We start from the raw sequence: 18,603 nt of genomic DNA, 5'->3' as shown, positions 1-18,603 counted from the left end.
TTAAGCCGCGTTCGCCCTACGACCGCGCGCCTCACGGATATCGCGTCCGGGAGAATTGCCAAACATCCGGCTATATTCGCGGGTAAAGTGGGGAATGCTCTCGTAGCCGACGGCAAACGCGGCGTCACTGGCTGTCGCGCCGTCCGCCAGCATAATCCGTCTGGCCTCAATCAGCCGCAGCTGTTTTTGGAACTGCAGCGGCGTAAGCGAAGTTAACGCGCGAAAGTGGGTATGAAAACCAGAAAGGCTCATTCCGGCACAGGCCGCCAGACGCTCCATGCGTAGCGGGCTGGCATATTCTGCCCTTATCAGCCCAATTGCGCGTCCCAACCTTTGGGTATGGCTATCGATCGCCCCAAGCGCCTGAATGGCTCCGCCATGGCTGCCCGTGAGTAACCAATAATGGAGTTCACGCACCAGCGACTGTTGCAGGATTGGCAATGCCGCAGGACGCCTGAATAGCTTCAACATCCGCGATAACACATCTACCACCTCATCCTCAGTTCTCTCAACCTGCAGCGCGCCATTCAACTTAGCGGAAGATGAGCTGATCTCGGCCAGTAGGCTTTCAATCACCATAATATCCAGTTCTAAAACCAGCGAATAGTAAGGCGCGGCGGGTGTGGCATGGGTTATCTGGCTAACTGTGGGAACTTCTGCGGTAATCAACAGCGACTCCCCCGCGCCAAAATCAAATGCCAGATTGCCGATGGAAACGTATTTACCGCCCTGCAGGACCACGGCAATCAGCGGTTTCGATACAGCATACTGCAACTCGCCGGGCCGCAGTTCCCGCAAAATCACCATGCCGGCAATGGGCGTCTGGATAACCGAGGCGCCAGGCGAATGTGTCTCAGCATATTGCCGGACGTCGTTGAGGAGTTGACCCTGCATATGTCAGGAAAAAAGGTAAGTGGAGGAATGGAACAACCTTATCATTACTTTCCCCACGCTGGCAATGAAACATAATAACTCATTAATTTATATGTAATAATTAAAGTATCGGGAAAGCAGGGAGGAAAATTGCATTTTTTTTCGGCCGGTTGACACGAGAAAATATTGAACGATTAGGCAAAAAACAGGGCGGTTTCAGGTATTCCATAAAGGGTTTAACAGACACATCATAGTCACACATTTAACCCTTAAGAAGGATAGCCAAATGACAACGGCAAAAATCGCCCTCGTTACCGGGGCCAATCGTGGTCTGGGTCGTAATACGGCACTGAGTATCGCCCGACATGGCGGTGATGTCATCCTTACCTATCGCAGCGACGCACAGAGCGCGCAAGCCGTGGTGGCGGAAATTGAGGCGCTGGGTCAAAAGTCGGTGGCGCTGCATCTTGACGTTACCCAGTTCTCGTCCTTAAAACGCTTCACCGACGAGGTCAGCGCCGCGCTCTCTTCCGTCTGGAACAGGAATTGCTTTAACCATCTGATTAATAATGCGGGTCAGGGCGTAATGGCCAGTTTTGATGAAACCACGGAGGAACAATTTGATGCGCTGTTCAATACACATGTGAAGGGCGTATTCTTTCTGACCCAGGCGCTGCTGCCTTTAATCGCCGACGGCGGTCGTATTGTTAATTTCTCATCCGGTCTGACCCGTATCTCTTTCCCGGGCTTCTCCGCCTACTCAGCGGCGAAAGGCGCCGTTGAAATCCTAACGGTATATCTGGCCAAAGAGCTTGGCAGCCGCGGCATTACGGCAAACACCGTTGCGCCGGGAGCCATTGAAACGGATTTCCTTGGCGGCGCCGTACGCGATATTCCCGATCTGAATCAGCAATTTGCTGACATGACCGCGCTTGGCCGGGTGGGCGTTCCCGACGATATCGGGCCGATGATCGCCTCCCTCCTGGGCAGTGACAATCGTTGGGTGAACGCACAAAGGATTGAAGTTTCCGGTGGTCAGACAATCTGAGTGGCGCAAGGCGAGGTCATTCTTAACCTCGCCGCATCAGCAATAACAGACGCAGGCTGCGCCAGGAAACGGGAATTAGCCTCAGACCCTGAACCTGACCTCTTTGCAATGCTCGCCGGACCGCCTTGCGTAAATCTTACGCTTCTGAGCACGATCTTTTGCACGGTTCGCCACGTGTTCTAGCGCAATCTTCTGCTCCTGAAGCGGCAGCTGTCCGGCAACCAAAAAGCCCGCTTCAGGGAACTGAAGCGGGCTTTTCTAGCATTTTGGCTCCTCTGACTGGGATCGCCTTTGCCAGTAACTGGCTAATAATTAAGCTAAAGGGAAATAGCTATCATGTCAAGACCACCAAAATGACCACCATTTCGCAGATATTGAAATTGAGCATCTGAGCGGTTATAATCATCTTCATGAAGACAGATAAAGTCGATAAGCATTCTCAACGGAACGATAAAGCAGAAGTTCCTATACCGCTGCCGGTGGAACGCGCCATTTACAAGTTAGGTAGCGATCTGGCGCTGGCGCGTAGACGCAGGCATCTGTCCCAGGCATCGCTGGCCGAACGTATGGGGGCGTCTGTATCGACTGTGCGGCGTATGGAAAAAGGCGATGTCCGGGTGCCGATACACTTTTTCGCTCGGGCTTTGCATGTGTTTGGCGAGATACAAGTCCTGGCGGATATTTTGGACACGGTGCGTGATGATATTGGCTTGACGATGATGGATGAGGATCTCCCCAAACGGATACGGGCTAAATCATCCTCTTCGGGAGCGTTATGAAAGCGTTGACCTCGATCCGCCAGCAAATACAGGTCTGTTTGGGCAATGCAGGCATTGCAATCGGTACTCTGGTTTATGTCAAACAAGGTCGCCGTGAGAATACCGCCTTTGCCTATCATTATGATTGGCTCACCAATCCGGAACGATTCAATGTTTCCGCCGATCTGAATCTGGTCGCTGGATATCAGCCGCATAAGGCACTGTCAGCCCAGGATTCCGCCTTTCATAGCGCCATTGCCGATACGGCCCCCGACGCCTGGGGTCGGCGGGTTATCGCGCGCGATCATGCAAAACGCCGCAAAGATAATCACGTGATAGCACCGCTGACCGAAATGGATTATCTGCTCGCGGTGGATGATTTCAGCCGGGTAGGGGCCCTGCGTCTGCGCGACCTGGATGGACGATATTATCGCACCGTAGAGGAGGGGCGACGTAGTACGCCGCCGCTGGTTGAATTGAACCGTATTTATCAAGCCAGTCGCGCTGTTGAGCAAGGACGGGAAAGTCTTCAGGATTTGCGCTATCTCCAGGGTAAAGGTACCTCTCTGGGCGGCATGCGGCCGAAAAGCACGGTGATAGATGAGGATGGTTCACTTGCTCTTGGAAAATTCCCGAGCGTAGGTGACACGCGAAGTGTGACCCGTGGTGAAGTGCTTGCCCTATGCCTTGCACAACAGGCCGGCATTGAGTCTGCCCCTGCGCGTATTGTTGAATTTGAGGGAATCCCGGTTGCGATCATTCGCCGATTTGATCGCGACGGCGCCGATGGACGTATTCCCTATCAATCAGCCGCCACCATACTCCAAGCTTCGCGGGAGGAAGAGCGCAGCTATACCGAAATCGCCGATGCCATACGATCAATCGGACTTGCGCCGACTGCGGATTTGCAGCAGTTATGGCGTAGGTTGGTTTTTAACCTGTTGATTACCAACGTTGACGATCATTTGCAAAATCACGGTTTCCTGCATGTGCAAAATGGTCTCTGGCGATTGGCGCCGGCTTTCGACCTTAACCCCTTTCCTGACAAAGAGCGTGAATCCAAAACATGGTTGTCCGAGGAGGACGGGCCGATAACCGATGTGGGCATGCTGCTGGCCCGCAGTTCCTATTTTTCCCTGAGTAAAACCGCCGCTTTGGCTGTGTTGGCGGATGTGTATGCTGCGGTTGCTCAATGGCGCAGAATAGCGGTCAGCCCTGCGGTGGGGCTTAGGGAGAATGAGCTGGAAGATTTTGCTGCGGCGTTTGAACATGAGCAAATGGAGGAAGCGCGAAAATTCTCTATTTGACCCTTTTAACTGAAGTGCGAGCTGCATCGGCTTTAACTTAAACCCTTGAAAGTAAAACTGGTGCGGTCCTGAACGCCGGTCCGTCTAAGTCTAAGAAGTTTCCATGATAGTTGCCCGTCTGTTAAAGAAATGGACATCAAGGTCATCTGCCAATATTTGTTGAAAACTGTTTAGGGGTAACGTTCGGGCAGGTGTCGTTATCGACTTAAGGGAAAATGCTGTACGTTTGTCATGCAATTATTTTACAGAACCAAAACTATCGTAGGCGTATGTCAGCGGAAGGTTACCTTACTGAAAAGATTGCCATATCTGTCACCCACAACAATCTCACGCCCTGCTTATTTAAAGGAAATGACCGTGATCAATCTAAATCTATATTATAGGCAAGCACACATCTTTTGCATTTATAGGTGTGAGAGATAGAGCGATTCTCCGGGCTACAATTCTGGCATTTCCATCATCAGTTAAAGAATACAGGTCGACACACCAAGATAAATAAGACTCTATGAACTTGTACAAAAGGAAAATCTCAATGGATGGCTTCGAATTGCTCAACTTAACGGATTTCTACATCGGTTCCTATGGTGCCCACCCATTTTGGGTTGGAAATCACATAGATATTTATGATCCAGAACAAGCTGAACTTTTTCGTGGTATCATTCCTGATTTCGCTGTCAAGCTGAAAAATGAATACTTCAAAGCCGCGATTTGCGTTAACGGTTTGATGCTGTTGCGAATAGAACATCTTGCTCGATCAATGCCATACATAGCTGATCCAATTCAATATAATTTTTCAGCACATTGGATGGACAAATATCTAGACTATGTAAATACTATGCAACTTTGCGTCGAGTCCGAATCAATTAAATGTGTTAACTCATACGAAATACAATCAACAGCAACAAGAGCGAATGATATATGTAAAGTAGGTATGCTTAATGGCACTCCCCGCAGCAGCAGTTTCAACCATAGATATGGACAATCACAGTTTGTCGTCATGAATGAATTAAAGATATGGATTACAAAGGGCGCTACATGGCCTTCTCCTCTCGAAGTCAACGGATGGCGGTTGCCACATGAATTTATTAGTATCGAAGCAGCCAAAAATGCACTTGAGACTTTTTCGGTCGTAGCTAATGACGAACAACAAGTCAGATGGCTTTCTTATTTAGTCAAAGCAAAAACAGCTTACGCCGAAAACGATTACAGAATGTCATTTATCCTCTCATGGTTTGTGATCGAATCAAGTATTCAGTGGTTATTCAATGCCTCAGCTCCTGGAAAACAAAAAACTCGTACAGTCGAAATGATAGACTTTCTTCGTATTGAGGGTCTAATTTCTGAAGAAACTGAGTTGTGTTTGGACCATTTACGACGCCTCCGAAATAATCTTATGCATAAACCCGCAGAAACAGTCTGCCCACCTGACGACTGTATTAAAGCAGGACAAGCAGCAATTGCTCTTGCCGTCAGAAATTCTAATATCACTCTCGTTTCATCTTGGCGCTCCAGTGTTCAGTTCTAGTCTTATACCCATCATCTCCCACTCCTATTGTAAAAAAATAAAACATACTAAACTTTTAAAACCTAAATGACGATATATCTTGTCAATTATAGAGAGCATAATATACCATAAGCGGACGTTGTTTGCATCGCGGTATGTTAGTTTACGGGCAAATGTCAGCTATATTTGGGGAACCAAAATTCGTGACATGTATTTTATCAATTGCCTCGCCTTGTTAAGAGTTTTATTTCTTGTGATTATCCCAAAAATGGGCAAAGATTTTTTCATCAATTGACTTCGCCTTTGATTTTCTATCTTTTATTTTTTTAATTTTTTTCTCTACTTCTTCGGGAGGAATCTTCTTATTACCCTTAATCTCCATAATTTCTGAAAATCCATACATATAGTCATCAACTCGTTCCTCTTCTTTGATTCCTCGCAGTACCTCAGGATGAATTTTCTCGGGAAAGTTAACATATTCATTAATTTTAATTATTAATATTTCAATTTTTTCATCTGAGTCATATTTGTCTGCGATTTCATTTGCGCCTTCGCTTTTTGCTTTCTCGATAATCTTCTTGATTACACTTTTTACTAAATCATATGTAGCGTTTCCAATAACACCGCTCAAAGCAGCAACACCGATAAATATTAACTATTGTTCTGGAGGTACCAATGAAGCATAACAGTCAACCTTGCCTTTTGATTTAACTTGCTCTTCGAAAAATTGTCTATACCTAATCCCCATTTCATACGTTTGCTCTGAGCGTTCAAGTATAGCTTCATAATCATCAGGATACGCTTCCCCGCAAAAAAGACATTTATCGCCTTCGTACAACTCTGCACACTTAAAACATAATCTTATTGGACTGTTCAATCTATAACTCCTAACAGTGTTTTTTCAACGGACTGTGTCCGCATTTGTCAAAGCTAAAAATATGGACATAATTAATGTAACCATATAATTTATCGTCCAAATATAAAAATACTAACAATACATGCGGATCGTGTCAGCCTAATATGAATCATCATGACATTTGAAGTAAAATAGTCAACATATCTCATAACATGAGAATATTACGACAAGAGAAACACTATGCATGAGCCAGACTGCTAGGAGGTTTTTAAGCCGCAGCTAAGCTTCCGCTTCTCGCTCTTAGCTGGCTACCAGAAATCGCTGAAAGCAAAAAGCCCGCCTTGGTCTCCCAAGGCGGGCTTTTCTAGAATTTTGGCTCCTCTGACTGGACCTGAATTTATGCACTAACCATTTGTTGAATAAACAATTTTACATATTAATCAAATACGACTGGACTCAATTCTGGACTTATTTAAATAAGGTGGCAAGAGATTTATGGTGAAATCGCAGCACAGCGATAACGTCACCTACCTGTACAATGCGCCGCATACCTTTTTCTACGATAAGGGCAAAGGTGAGGTCGCTCGTATGTTGCGATACGCCCGCGAGGATCTGTCCCATACGCTGTTGGCAGATACCATGAACCATACCTTAGCCCAGTACGCTGTGCGGATTCCATATAATGAGACCGAAACCGCGACTACGTTAAGGACGAATTAACTTCAAGCGAATACACGGGAATAATTAACGCTACCGAAGCGAATAATGAGGTTTACAACGCCAGCGTGCGGTTTTTTCGCAGCCGGGATGCCGCCCTGAGCAAATCACGCATAGTGCGGATAAGGATTTCCTTGCTGCGTCCGCGGCGAAAGATCAGCGAAAAAGGCGCCTGATAGCCGTACTCCGTGGGCAACAGCGCCCTGAGCCGGCGATCGCGTACCCAGGGTAGGGCGTAATGTTCCGGTAAATAGCCAATATACTTGCCCGACAGGATCAGGATAAGCTGCGCCTCCATGCTGTCCACTGTGGCGATACTCTGTTTAAAGCCACGTTTGCCCAGCTCCAGGGAATTCCAGTAGCTACGGCTGACCATGCGCATCTGCGCGATGCGATCAACGCCAATGGGATGTTCGCGGAACAGCTCGTGTGAGTCGCTGCAGTACAGCCAGTGTTGTTCGCGATAGAGGGCATGGGAAATCACATTACTGCCGCTCATGGGAAAATTGCCCACGGCCAGATCCAGTTCATTATCCTGGATGCCCTGGATCAACGCATGCGGACTGCGAATCAGCAGGTTGAGATGCACCGCTGGGAAATGTTCACTGAAACGGCCGATTGAATCGGCGATGGATAACATGGGATCGGTGACGGTGGAGTCGATAATGCCCAGCCTTAGCGTGCCGGCCTGATCGCCTTTCAGCGCACAGGCATAATTTTCAAAATCGTCCAGGTTTTCGAGCAGTTGCAGGCTTTGCTGCAAAAAAGCTTCGCCCTTTGCCGTTAATGAAAAGCCGCCGCGCCCGCGTTGGCACAGCACGAATCCCAGTTTTTCCTCCAGTTCGCTCATATAGTTGCTGATGGCGGATACCGTCAGGTTGAGTTCCTGCTGGGCACGGGCAAAACCCTGATGTTTTGCCACCGAGGTGAAAATGTGCAGCAATCTGAGGTTGGGCAGTTTTCCAATTGACATCTGTCTGCGTCCACGGAGATGAGCCTGTTAGTTTAGAAATTCCTGAACTGATTTTTTGTTTTTTGCTATTTTTCGGCTGCCCAGCGTACCGCAATATCCGGAGACGACAAAGGCCGGCGCTCAAAGCCGCGGCCATGCGATATTGCAGGGGAAAACAGATGCAAAAACACTATCATCAACCTCAGGGCGGCAATGACATGCCGCGTTTTGCCGGCCGCGCGACCATGATGCGCTTGCCTTATAGCGACGGGCCGGCCGATCTGGATGCGGCGTTTATCGGCATTCCGCTGGATATCGGCGCCTCCCAGCGTGCGGGAACCCGCTACGGTCCGCGCCATATCCGCAGCGAGTCGGTGATGATCCGTCCTTATAATATGGCCACCGGCGCAGCACCGTTCGATTCGCTGCGCGTCGGCGATATCGGCGATGTGCCGATCAATACCTACAGCCTGCTGAAATCTGTCGATATCATCGAAAATTACTATACCGCACTCAATACCTGGCCGCTGGTTCCGCTGACGCTCGGCGGCGATCATACACTGACTCTGCCGATATTGCGGGCGCTGGTCAAAAAACATGGCCCGATTGGGCTTATCCATGTCGATGCCCATACCGATACCAATGATGAGATGTTCGGTGAAAAAATTGCCCATGGCACGACTTTTCGCCGGGCGGTGGAGGAGGGGCTGCTGGACTGCCGCCGGGTGGTGCAGATAGGCCAGCGGGCGCAAGGCTATACCAAAGATGATTTTAACTGGGGAGTGGCTCAGGGGTTTCGCCTCATTCCGGTGGAGCAGTGCTGGCATCATTCCATGACGCCGCTGATGGAGGATATTCGTCGTTCCATGGGCAGTGGTCCGGTCTATCTCTCCTTTGATATCGACAGTCTCGACCCCGCCTGGGCGCCCGGCACCGGCACACCGGAGGTGGGCGGGCTCAGTTCAATCCAGGCGTTGGAGATTGTGCGAGGCTGCCGGGGGGTTAACCTGGTGGGCTGCGATCTGGTGGAAGTCTCGCCGCCCTATGATATCAGCGGCGTGACCGCGCAACTGGGTGCCAACCTGCTGTATGAAATGCTCTGCGTACTGCCCGGCGTGGCGTATCGCTGATGGCAGCGGGCAGGCAGATCCAGGCGCGGACGGGTTATTCCGCCCCCGCCCGCGTGATGCTGGTTGCGGGCCCCGGCAGATGAACCGTCAATGCCGGAGGTGCCGGTACCGTCGTCCTTTTTATCCGCTTTTGCCAATCTGCCGGTACCCTTCACCGGCGCCGTCCACATTTTAAGGAGTCACCCATGACATTAATCCCATTGCTGCGTGGTATTTTCACGGCCGCGCTGTGCGCGCTGACCCTAGGCGCCGTCACTGCCGCGCCGGCACATGCCAGCCAGGCGGCCACATTGACTCCCGGGGTATTCAAAGTCGGCATCGAGGTGGCCTATCCGCCTTTTGAGTCTTGGCAACAGGATCAGGTGGTGGGGTTTGACGCCGAACTGGCCGCCCTGCTCAGTAAGCAAATGAACGCGACATTGCAGTTGGCGGATACGAAATTCTCCGGCCTGATCCTGGGGCTCAATTCCGCGCGGCACGACGCGGTAATCTCGGCGTTGTACGTTACGCCTGAGCGAACCGCCCAGGCGGATGCCATCGCCTATGCCGGTACCGGCGCGTATATCCTGGTACGCCGTGGAAGCGAGGCGATGCCGAAGACCGAAAAAGATCTTTGCGGCCTGACAGTGGGGCTGCAACAGGGCACCGCCTGGGTTAAACAGTTGCGAGAGCTGTCGGGGGCCTACTGCGAGCCCAGCGGTAAGCCGGCTATCCTGGTAAAGGAATACCCTACCGCGCCGGAAACGCTGCAGGCGCTGCTCGCCAACCATATCCAGGCCCAGGTGGATATGGCGGGCGCCGCGCGTCTGTTTGCCGGACGCAGCCACGATCGGGCGGTGATCAGTTCGCCGGCGATAATTTATCCGCAGACGCTCGGTATTTATGTCAAAAAAGGCAACCGGGAGCTGCTTGACCGCCTGACCGTCGCCCTGGCGGCGCTGCGCGCCAACGGCGACTACGAACAGCTTATCGCCAAATACCAGGCATTCGGCATTACGGCCGCCGCTCAATAAAGCGCGCCGGCATAACGGCTCAGCTTGGCATGATAAAGATATAACAGCTGATGGACGCGTTGAGGCATACCATGATTTTTGACTGGACCTATTTTTTCTCCTTATTTTCCATGCGTTCGTTCTGGCAGGCGTGCGTGACGGTGGTGGAGCTCAGCGTGCTTTCCTGGCTGATAAGCCTGGTGCTGGGATTTGTGCTGGCCAATAGCCGCCAGTCCGGCCCCTGGTGGCTGCGTGCCCTCAGCAAAGTGTATATCTGGTTGTTTCGCAGCGTGCCGCTGCTGGTGCTGGTAGTGTTTATCTATAACTTGCCGCAAATGTTGCCATCTACCGGTGTGGTGCTCGGCAACGCTTTTTTTGCCGGCTTGGTGGCGACGGTGACGGCGGAAACCGCCTATATGGCCGAAATCCATCGCGGCGGCCTGATTTCAGTGGACAAAGGACAGCATGAGGCGGGACGCGCGCTGGGCATCCGCTTTCTCGGCGTGCAGCGGCTTATCGTTATCCCCCAGGCATTTCGTATCGCGCTGCCGTCGCTTATCAATGAATTTATCACCATCGTGAAACAGACCTCGCTGATTTCGGTTATTTCCCTGCCGGAGCTGCTGATGACCGGCCAGCGGCTGTATGCGGAAAATTTTCTGGTCATGGAAACTCTGGCGGCGGTGGCGGTGTATTACGTGTTGATCGTTTCCGGATTTACGCTGTTGTTCCAGCTATTCGAGCGAAAGATGGATGTACAGGCAAGTCGCACCGAGACCCTAGACGAGGTGGCGCTGGCGGGACTGCGACAGGTTGCCCATCCTATACCCGCCAGGCGACAAGCGGCGCGGCCGGGCGAGCCCGTCGCGCTGAAACTGACCAATATCCACAAGTCCTATGGCCGGCATCAGGTACTTAAAGGGGTTAACCTGGCGCTGGCGCCAGGCGAGGTGGTCAGCATTATCGGCCCTTCCGGCTCGGGGAAAACCACGCTGATCCGTAGCGTCAACGGTCTTGAATCCGTTGATCAGGGCGAGATTGTTCTTTTCGGCGAGGACTTTATTTCCGCCGGCAATCCGCGGGTTAGCTCCGCGATGCAAAAGGGCATCCGACGTATCGGCATGGTATTCCAGGGATTTAATCTATTTCCGCACTACACCCTATTGGAAAACGTGATGCTGGCGCCCCGTTATCATCATCAACCGCCGGACCGGGCGCGCAACCGGGCCCAGGCGTTACATCTGCTGGATAAAGTCGGCCTGCTGGCCCATGCGGGGAAATATCCACATCAGCTTTCCGGGGGCCAGCAGCAGCGGGTGGCGATTGCTCGGGCCCTGGCGCTGTCGCCGGATATTATGTTATTTGATGAACCGACCTCCGCGCTGGACCCGGAACTGGTAGGCGAAGTGCTCAAGGTGATACAGAACTTGGCCAATGAGGGGATGACTATGCTGATAGTGACCCATGAAATGGAATTCGCCATGGCGATTTCACACCGGGTGGTCTTTATGGAGCAAGGCAACATTTTAGCCGATGCCACGCCGCAGGCCATCAGCCGGCCATCATCTGGGCAAAGCTTGAGTCGTGTTCGACAGTTTATCGGCCTTGAAGGAATCAACTGAACCCTACCTTGGCTTATCCGATACGCTAAAATACCGTCATCCACGGCTGGGAGGAGGTCAATCCCGCACGTTGACCGCAATGACGGCCATCACCATGGCATAAATAATAAACGCAGCAGATATCCATAGTTCACCTCCATTTGACGAGGCAGGGAGTGCGACTGGGTTACGGCATGCCTGTTCCCTTGGTTGTGCATTTATCACCTATCCTGGTCGTAAATAGCAATCTCTGACCCGTGCCGATCCCTGTATGCGGTGATGATTCAGCGACATCCCGCGTCCGCGGCATAAAATGTCGGTATAAGGCGTAAAACCTTCTTTTCTGCATATTGGCACGGTCTCTTGAGCATCATCGATTGCCAGATTTTAGTAGAGTGGAACTATCGTAAAAAGGGGACGCTATGCTAGAACAACGCTTGAACGATCCATACCTCCTGCGCCAGCTGGTCTGCTTTGGCGGTCAAATGGTAACCGGCAGTTAGCGGTGAAACGCTGCCGGTATTCAATCCCTCCACACAGCAACAGATAGGCACCGTTCCGGCCCTGGGCGAGCGAGAGACGCTGACGGAGATTTCCACGGCCGATGGGATGCGCCACGACTTCGCAAGCATGCCCCATGCGCAGCGGGCCGAGCTGCTGGAAAAATGGCACAAACTGATCCTGGATAATGCCTGCGATTTGGCCATCATCATGACCGCGGAGCAGGGCAAACCGCTGGCCGAGGCCAAAGGAGAAGTCCTGTATGGCGCCGGTTTTGTTAAATGGTTCGCCGAGGAAGGGCGACGCGTTTATGGCGACACCATCCCGGCGCCGACCGCCGATCGCCGCATTCTGGTGCTGAAACAGCCGGTCGGCGTTGCCGCCGCCATCACGCCGTGGAATTTTCCCATTGCCATGATAACCCGTAAAGTGGCCCCGGCATTGCAAAGAGAATCAGTATCCTTGGCCTCTCCGTAGAATTCGCTCAAGCTCATGGCGCCATACCCCATAGCCGAAACGGTAAAATCTTTACCTGGTTTTCTCATTCGCATCGTCATTTCTCCTCGTAATTGAAAAGCAAGTATGAATCAAGACATGCCGCAGGAGAATTTCAAAGAAATTAATATAATAAAAGTATTACCACCCAAACCTTGGCTTAACTTATCCCATCATGTTGATCGTGCAGTGGCCAAGCTGAAAGAGTGGCGGCCGCAGCAGAGCAGGGGGCTCAGGAGCCACAGCTGGCAACAAGGAGAATGGCTGGACACGTTGAAAGAAATCGACATGCAGCCAACCGGGCTGAATGGGTTCGGCGCCTGATGTTGTTTGCTCACTGGCGCTATGCCGATCAGTTTAGATGGTGAGGGCGATGTTGAAGATCCCGCAGAACAGCATTGGATAAGAACACCTACAAAGGTAGTGGATAATACTTGCCAAGTAAATGCATGAGTGATACATGTATAGCAAGCTAAGTATTGTTAACCCACTGGGGTGTGCTGATGAATCAGTCCGAACTACGCCTACTTAACATCATGGGGGCTTTTTGTCTCTCGGTTTCCGATCGTATCTCTGCCGCAACAAGCGAAGCATTGGGAATGAATGCATCTTATCCTTCGGCGCTGGTGCAAATTGGGCTTTTCTCTAATCAGCTGAGCAATTTACAGTCCGCATTAACTTTGGGACAGTCCGCTGCCACGCGCCTGGTTCAGAAGCTGGAAGAGCAGGGTTTAGTTTATAAAGAGCGCGCGGTCACGGACAGTCGTTCAGCCACGTTGCATTTAACCAATAAAGGTTCGGGAAAAATGCAAAAAATCCTCAAAGAACGATATAGCGTGTTAGAACAGCTTATTTCCCCATTAAAAGAGGAAGAAAAAGACATTTTTTTAGAGCTTATTTCAAAAATATTAGAAAAAACAGTAACCGATCGCCAGACGTCAGATTCGGTGTGCCGCCTTTGCGATTTGGATGCCTGTCCGCAGGAGTGTTGTCCAGCAGAACCGTTAAAATAGGTATTATTTAATTTAATACACACCGGGTGGACTTATGATACCAAACGTTCATGTTAAGGGCGCTGCGTTTGCTATCCTGGCAGCTTTTTGCTGGGGTATGGCATTAGTCATGTCAAAGGGTGCATTGCAAAGTTTTCCGCCGATATTGCTCTTATTAATACAACTTACAGCCAGCGTTATTTTTATTTGGTGTATTGTCCTTATCAAAAAAATAAAAGTCCCAGATATCCGATCATTAAAAAAGGTCAGTTCTCTCGGTCTGTTTGAGCCATTTTTGACCTATATCCTGGTGTTGGTTGGCCTCACGTTCGCCAGAGCAACAGATGCGGCACTATTACAGTCGTTAGAATCAATATTTATAGTGATCATTGCCTCGTTGATTTTTAAAGAAAAAATAGGTAACTTGTTCATCATGTTATCGTTTTTCATTCTTATTGGACTCTATTTTTCAATAGGAAGTAGTCTGTCAGGATTGATACATAATGGTATGATAGGGAATCTTCTCATCATTTCAGGCATGCTTGCCGCTGCCGTATATGTTGTGTTGACATCCCGATCGATAGCGATTGCAGATGCCATTATCATAGTTGCCTTTCAACAGGTTACTGCACTTCTGGCTACAATATTAGCCTTTTCTTTTGAGTATATCGTTACCGATTATACATTTTCTATGCCGTCGATAGGTATTCTATTGCTGGCGATTACATCCGGCATTCTACAATATGCTCTCGCATTCACATTTTATTTAATTTCATTAAAAAATATCAGTGCAGGATTGGCGGGGATGTTTCTTAATTTGGTGCCTGTTTTTGGGATCTTCGGCGCATACCTGTTTCTGAGAGAAAAGATGGAAAGCATTCAGATAGTGGGAAGTCTTATTACAGTCTGCGCGTTGCTTATGATGAGTATGTTATTAAGTAAGAAAGGTGAACATTAATGTAATGTAAATCTGAAAATTCCTGTAAGGAGAAAAGTATGGAAATTCGACAATGACTCGGTAAAATTCCGAGGAGCCATCTTGACTCTTTCGGTAAAGATATAGACAAAGCCAATGAACTTCTTTTCAATGAGCCCGATAAAGAAAAAAAGAAAGAGATCCTTTTTAATTGGGTCAAGCGATTTTAACCTTGCATGTCAGGAAGATTGGGAGCAGGAAAAAAGCAGAATATCAATATTAGTGTCTATGTTGTCGATGATGCCGATGTCAACAATGGTGATGAGTACCTCCATAACTATCTTCAGGAATGCCGTAAGGACTGGAAAAAACACTGTATCAAGGGTGAAAGTGATGCTGCGTTATATTTTTTTAATATTAAGGCGTTGACAACCGCGGCGCCATCGGATGAATTAGTTGAAGTTTTCTCGAGATTGTCAGATTTTATTTTTCATGAATATGCGTCCTTAATCCCTTCCCGCCAATCAAAGGCCTGAACTCACCGGATCTTATTTACTGACATGCTACCTCACGAGCGTAAGAGGGCTAATGCTCTCTTTTTCTTTGGGTAACGCTGGGGTAGGATGCTGAGATCATCGGGATTACGATTATTTCTCCGCCATAGAGCGGCATGAGTGAACTGGTTCATTATGTGTGGACGCTAAAATCCGAATCTTCCGCAATTTGACGGGATCTCATCATACCAGCGAACATTTTTGCAGTAAGACGTGCGTTTTACGGCGATTAATTTTATTCAGATCAGCCGGCAGCAAAGCGTTGCGTGATCCCACCACGGGTTTTCACTGACCGAAGTTTTGAACGCTATAAAACCGCTGGCGGCCAGTTCCGCTGTCAGCCGCGGCAAAGGCATCAGTGTCCGCCAGGGCTGCCCTTGACGCATTAACTGATACTTTTCTGCGCGATAGTGCTGGCGATCCTCCGGTCTTTTCGGCTGGCCGCACATGCTGCTGACGATAAATACCCCATTTGGTTTCAGGATGCGCTTAATTTGCCGGTAGCAGCGCTGTCGCTGGTCTCCGATCAAGCAGTGCAGGCAACTGCCGTCAAAGACCAGGTCAAACTGGTGATCGTGATACATGCCCAGAGTACATACGTCACCCTGCTGAAAATCAGCGGCTAAGCCGGCAGTGGAAAAGGTTTCCTGTGCCCAGCCGATGGCGGTAGGTGAAATATCGACACCATAAACTTGATAGCCCGCGCGCGCCATAAACAGTGACGCCATGGCACCATTACCGCATCCCAGCTCCAGACATACGCTACCTGGGGCCGGCAACACATGCTTCTTACTCAGTGCTTGAAGGATCGCCGTCAATTTCCTCCAGGCGCGCTCATAACCCTCTCCGGTCCAGGCCTGCTGACCGCTCTGTTTGAGTTGCCGATAACACTGTTCATAAATATTCATCGTCGACAAAAACCTCCAACTTTCGCCTGCCGTGGGGGAAACGGCAATACCAATTCTTTTCATTCGGGCCGCTTGGCGATTGGCTAACTTTGCGTGCAGTCATTGCATCGCACCCTTAACACTGCTTCGGAGGTTCACGGTCTTGTGGAAAACGCCATGGGGCAACTCACGGGGATAGCGGTTTGGCAACGCATCGTTCTAGCGAAGCAATTTTCGGCGGATCTTTTCGCGCTTGCCAGAAAAATTTTGGGTTTCTGCTAGCAGCGACCGACGAAGCAGAGTTTATCTATCCATGCCAGGGTCATCAGCCCAATGGCTGCCAGGGTAAGACCAAAATCGCATAACGTGCGTATAGGTTGCCTATTGGACGTTGTTTCCCGATATTCACAGCATGTCTCCGCTCACCAGAATGTGCTACATCCTTAGCGAGATGCTGACAAGTCTAAAATTGCTCCATTTCACCCTATTTTCGCGCCATCACTGTTCGTCACCTATAGCGGTTGAAAAAAGCTTTAGGAGTTACTCTCTACGGGCGATTTGTTGCAGGGAAGCCCCTTCCAGTCGGTAGCGGATCCATTCAGGCACCGGTTCTGCACTAAGCCGATCATAAAAATTTATCGCAGGTTGGTTCCAGTCGAGCACACTCCATTCCAGGCGTCCACAATCCCGCGCAACGGCCAGTTGTGCAATATGTTTAAGCAGCGCTTTTCCGGCGCCTTTACCACGATACGGTTGTGATACGTACAAATCTTCGACGTAAATGCCGTTGCGACCAAGCCAGGTAGAGTAACTGGTAAAAAAGACAGCAAATCCGACCGGTTCAGCATTCCATTCGCAGATGAGCGCCTCGGTACGCGAACAATCGCCAAACAGCGTTTTTTCTATTTCTTGCTGATTGGTTTTAACTTCATGTAGAGCTTTTTCATACTCAGCCAATTCACGTACAAAGGCCAGGATAATGGCCGAATCGCGCTTTTCAGCCGGGCGAATAGTTAATGTCATGCTTTACGTCCTACGATCAACGAAGAAAAGAGGCTAAATCATAAGTGATTATTTATGCTGCATGAAGTGCAATATTATCAATTTAAGGTGAATATTACGCATTCCGCTCTTCGTCGTCTCGGCCTCAACCTCAACCTGTTATAAGTCTTTGATACTGTTTTTCGACATCAATCCGCCACCCGCGCGGCCAGTGAAGTTGCAATGAGCAATTCGGTGTTACGCCAAGCGTTGGGCCGGCTGCGCAAGACGTTCAATGGCGATTTGTTTTATCGCTCCGGTCAGGAAATGCGCCCAACGGTATTTGCGGTAGGCTTGTCCGATACTATTATCGACAGCTTACGAACGTTGGAAAAAGGTATAGATAAACATCCCCGCTTTAAGCCCGCGCAGAGTCATGAGCAGTTATTTTCTCCGTAACTGATTATACGGTTTTTTATGTATTTCTCGCCTTAATTGCCGCAATTCAGGCTTGCGCGCCTGCTCGGCAACGATCGGAAGGTTGCGCTGGAAGATCTGCTGGCCGGTTGCATTGATTTTACTTGGGTTTCTTTGAAGCTATCGGCAGTATTCATGATGATATGGATAAAATTGAGTGGATGGAAGATGACTATATTGCTATTACCGCAGTTGGGGTCAGGAATAATCATAAGCCATTATCGTTGCAGGTAGTTGATCTGCGAACTTTGACATTATAGGCGGCGCGGGGGACGTTGGCATCCTGCGGTCTGGTCTTGTTAGCCATGATCCGGGCATTGGCGGCTAACCCGCATGGGACATCCATCTTATTTGCCGTGCTGATAGCGGTTGTTATCGTTGCGGGGCCTGGTCCGGCGCGAGGGGGAGGGCAGTGCCGTATTTTACCTTGTCCATCACCACCCAGGTAGTGAAACTACGCACGTTGGGTTCGGCCATGATCGCTTCCTGGGTGAAGCGTTCGTAATCCTGCAGGTCGCGGCAAACCACGGCCAGGATAAAGTCATATTCTCCGGTGACGTAATAACACTGCTGGACCTGCTCTTGTTTGAGCATAGCTTGTTTAAACGCTTTGATCTGTTCGTTGCGTTCTTCAAGCAAATCGACACCCACCAGGCAGGTTACCGGGTAACCAAGTGCGCGGGCGTCCAGCGTGGCGGTTTCCCGCTCGATGATGCCGCTCGCGCGCATCCGTTTAAGCCGTCGCTGCACCGCGGCAGCCGACAGACCGACCTCTTCACCGATAAGTTGTGCGATATGACGTGTATTATCCTGATAACGCGCCAGGATACGGCGGTCGAACTCGTCGATAACGGTTATGTTGTGGCTCTGTTGCGGTTTAGCCGCGTTTTTATCGTTCATTTATCCGTTAGTCCGCAAAATCGTGCTTGAATATAACGTCACCAGGCGCTGAAACGCCGTTAAACTACGCTAACACTAACGGCGGAGGGAAAAGATGTCCAGAGTGCTCACCATTATCACCGACGATGCGCCGGGATTGCATGGCATTGCCGGTCCGGTCAT

The 18,603-nt window shown here is 50.0% G+C and carries 18 protein-coding genes and 2 pseudogenes; 14 read left to right on the top strand and 6 right to left on the bottom strand.

The genetic code is table 11. From position 1 onward, the window contains the following. The gene (locus tag GRH90_RS10790) at nucleotides 1-894 is read right to left on the bottom strand and encodes an AraC family transcriptional regulator (protein WP_162365959.1); all 894 of its coding nucleotides are present in this window, start codon (nucleotides 892-894) and stop codon (nucleotides 1-3) included. Nucleotides 895-1,159: 265 nt separating this feature from the next. On the opposite strand from GRH90_RS10790, the gene GRH90_RS10785 reads away from it, so the two are divergent. The 4 genes from GRH90_RS10785 to GRH90_RS10770 all read left to right on the top strand — a co-directional run bounded on the left by GRH90_RS10785 (nucleotide 1,160) and on the right by GRH90_RS10770 (nucleotide 5,511). Then, nucleotides 1,160-1,921 carry an SDR family NAD(P)-dependent oxidoreductase gene (locus GRH90_RS10785; protein ID WP_162365958.1) on the top strand — a complete coding sequence of 254 codons (762 nt, stop codon included), beginning with the start codon at nucleotides 1,160-1,162 and terminating at the stop codon, nucleotides 1,919-1,921. Nucleotides 1,922-2,331: 410 nt separating this feature from the next. Continuing rightward, the gene (locus tag GRH90_RS10780) at nucleotides 2,332-2,700 is read left to right on the top strand and encodes a helix-turn-helix domain-containing protein (protein ID WP_162365957.1); all 369 of its coding nucleotides are present in this window, start codon (nucleotides 2,332-2,334) and stop codon (nucleotides 2,698-2,700) included. Further along, complete coding sequence (locus GRH90_RS10775; protein ID WP_162365956.1) at nucleotides 2,697-3,986, top strand: type II toxin-antitoxin system HipA family toxin; 1,290 nt, start codon at nucleotides 2,697-2,699, stop codon at nucleotides 3,984-3,986. The genes GRH90_RS10780 and GRH90_RS10775 overlap by 4 nt, the downstream gene beginning before the upstream one ends. A 532-nt stretch (nucleotides 3,987-4,518) precedes the next feature. Next, a complete protein-coding gene (locus GRH90_RS10770; protein WP_162365955.1) occupies nucleotides 4,519-5,511 on the top strand; it encodes a hypothetical protein in 993 nt (330 codons plus the stop codon). Nucleotides 5,512-5,734: 223 nt separating this feature from the next. Here GRH90_RS10770 and GRH90_RS10765 read toward each other — a convergent pair whose 3' ends face one another. Next, nucleotides 5,735-6,121: a hypothetical protein gene (locus tag GRH90_RS10765; protein ID WP_162365954.1), complete on the bottom strand. Its 387-nt coding sequence runs from the start codon at nucleotides 6,119-6,121 to the stop codon at nucleotides 5,735-5,737. A gap of 720 nt (nucleotides 6,122-6,841) precedes the next feature. Between GRH90_RS10765 and GRH90_RS10760 the strand changes: the two are divergent. Next, nucleotides 6,842-7,000, top strand: a pseudogene (locus tag GRH90_RS10760) (sugar phosphate isomerase/epimerase); the annotation flags it as partial. Nucleotides 7,001-7,118: 118 nt separating this feature from the next. On the opposite strand, the gene GRH90_RS10755 reads toward GRH90_RS10760, so the two are convergent. Further along, nucleotides 7,119-8,036, bottom strand: a complete 918-nt coding sequence (locus GRH90_RS10755) for a LysR family transcriptional regulator (RefSeq protein ID WP_162365953.1) — start codon at nucleotides 8,034-8,036, stop codon at nucleotides 7,119-7,121. A 158-nt stretch (nucleotides 8,037-8,194) separates the two neighbouring features. Between GRH90_RS10755 and speB the strand changes: the two genes are divergently transcribed. The 8 genes and pseudogenes from speB to GRH90_RS10715 all read left to right on the top strand — a co-directional run bounded on the left by speB (nucleotide 8,195) and on the right by GRH90_RS10715 (nucleotide 15,178). Then, the gene (gene speB / locus GRH90_RS10750) at nucleotides 8,195-9,145 is read left to right on the top strand and encodes an agmatinase (protein WP_162365952.1); all 951 of its coding nucleotides are present in this window, start codon (nucleotides 8,195-8,197) and stop codon (nucleotides 9,143-9,145) included. A gap of 185 nt (nucleotides 9,146-9,330) precedes the next feature. After that, the gene (locus tag GRH90_RS10745; RefSeq protein WP_162365951.1) at nucleotides 9,331-10,158 is read left to right on the top strand and encodes a transporter substrate-binding domain-containing protein; all 828 of its coding nucleotides are present in this window, start codon (nucleotides 9,331-9,333) and stop codon (nucleotides 10,156-10,158) included. 71 nt (nucleotides 10,159-10,229) lie between these two features. After that, entirely contained in the window at nucleotides 10,230-11,759 is a 1,530-nt protein-coding gene (locus GRH90_RS10740) for an amino acid ABC transporter permease/ATP-binding protein (RefSeq protein ID WP_162365950.1), read from the top strand. Nucleotides 11,760-12,160: 401 nt separating this feature from the next. After that, nucleotides 12,161-12,683: pseudogene (locus GRH90_RS10735) on the top strand (aldehyde dehydrogenase family protein); the annotation flags it as partial. A gap of 138 nt (nucleotides 12,684-12,821) precedes the next feature. Further along, nucleotides 12,822-13,058 (top strand): hypothetical protein, encoded by a 237-nt coding sequence (locus GRH90_RS10730; protein ID WP_162365949.1) that lies wholly within the window; start codon nucleotides 12,822-12,824, stop codon nucleotides 13,056-13,058. A 179-nt stretch (nucleotides 13,059-13,237) separates the two neighbouring features. Then, nucleotides 13,238-13,747 carry a MarR family winged helix-turn-helix transcriptional regulator gene (locus GRH90_RS10725; protein WP_162365948.1) on the top strand — a complete coding sequence of 170 codons (510 nt, stop codon included), beginning with the start codon at nucleotides 13,238-13,240 and terminating at the stop codon, nucleotides 13,745-13,747. A gap of 34 nt (nucleotides 13,748-13,781) precedes the next feature. Further along, nucleotides 13,782-14,684, top strand: coding sequence for a DMT family transporter (locus GRH90_RS10720; protein WP_162365947.1), 903 nt, complete (start codon nucleotides 13,782-13,784; stop codon nucleotides 14,682-14,684). 194 nt (nucleotides 14,685-14,878) lie between these two features. Then, nucleotides 14,879-15,178 (top strand): hypothetical protein, encoded by a 300-nt coding sequence (locus GRH90_RS10715; RefSeq protein WP_162365946.1) that lies wholly within the window; start codon nucleotides 14,879-14,881, stop codon nucleotides 15,176-15,178. Nucleotides 15,179-15,435: 257 nt separating this feature from the next. On the opposite strand, the gene GRH90_RS10710 is transcribed toward GRH90_RS10715, so the two are convergent. After that, on the bottom strand, nucleotides 15,436-16,167 hold the full coding sequence (locus GRH90_RS10710; protein WP_246235983.1) for a class I SAM-dependent methyltransferase: 732 nt from the start codon (nucleotides 16,165-16,167) through the stop codon (nucleotides 15,436-15,438). A 456-nt stretch (nucleotides 16,168-16,623) separates the two neighbouring features. Beyond that, on the bottom strand, nucleotides 16,624-17,106 hold the full coding sequence (locus GRH90_RS10705) for a GNAT family N-acetyltransferase (protein ID WP_162365945.1): 483 nt from the start codon (nucleotides 17,104-17,106) through the stop codon (nucleotides 16,624-16,626). Nucleotides 17,107-17,307: 201 nt separating this feature from the next. On the opposite strand from GRH90_RS10705, the gene GRH90_RS10700 reads away from it, so the two are divergent. Continuing rightward, nucleotides 17,308-17,523, top strand: coding sequence for a hypothetical protein (locus GRH90_RS10700; RefSeq protein ID WP_246235981.1), 216 nt, complete (start codon nucleotides 17,308-17,310; stop codon nucleotides 17,521-17,523). Nucleotides 17,524-17,913: 390 nt separating this feature from the next. Here the strand turns inward: GRH90_RS10700 and GRH90_RS10695 are convergent, their stop codons facing one another. Then, nucleotides 17,914-18,441: an Lrp/AsnC family transcriptional regulator gene (locus GRH90_RS10695; protein WP_162365944.1), complete on the bottom strand. Its 528-nt coding sequence runs from the start codon at nucleotides 18,439-18,441 to the stop codon at nucleotides 17,914-17,916. Nucleotides 18,442-18,603: the final 162 nt, after the last annotated feature.

The organism is Acerihabitans arboris (assembly GCF_010131535.1).
Classification (GTDB): Bacteria; Pseudomonadota; Gammaproteobacteria; order Enterobacterales; family Enterobacteriaceae; genus Acerihabitans; species Acerihabitans arboris.
The sequence above is the reverse complement of the archived record's forward strand: the minus strand, read 5'-3'. Positions and strand labels throughout refer to the sequence as shown.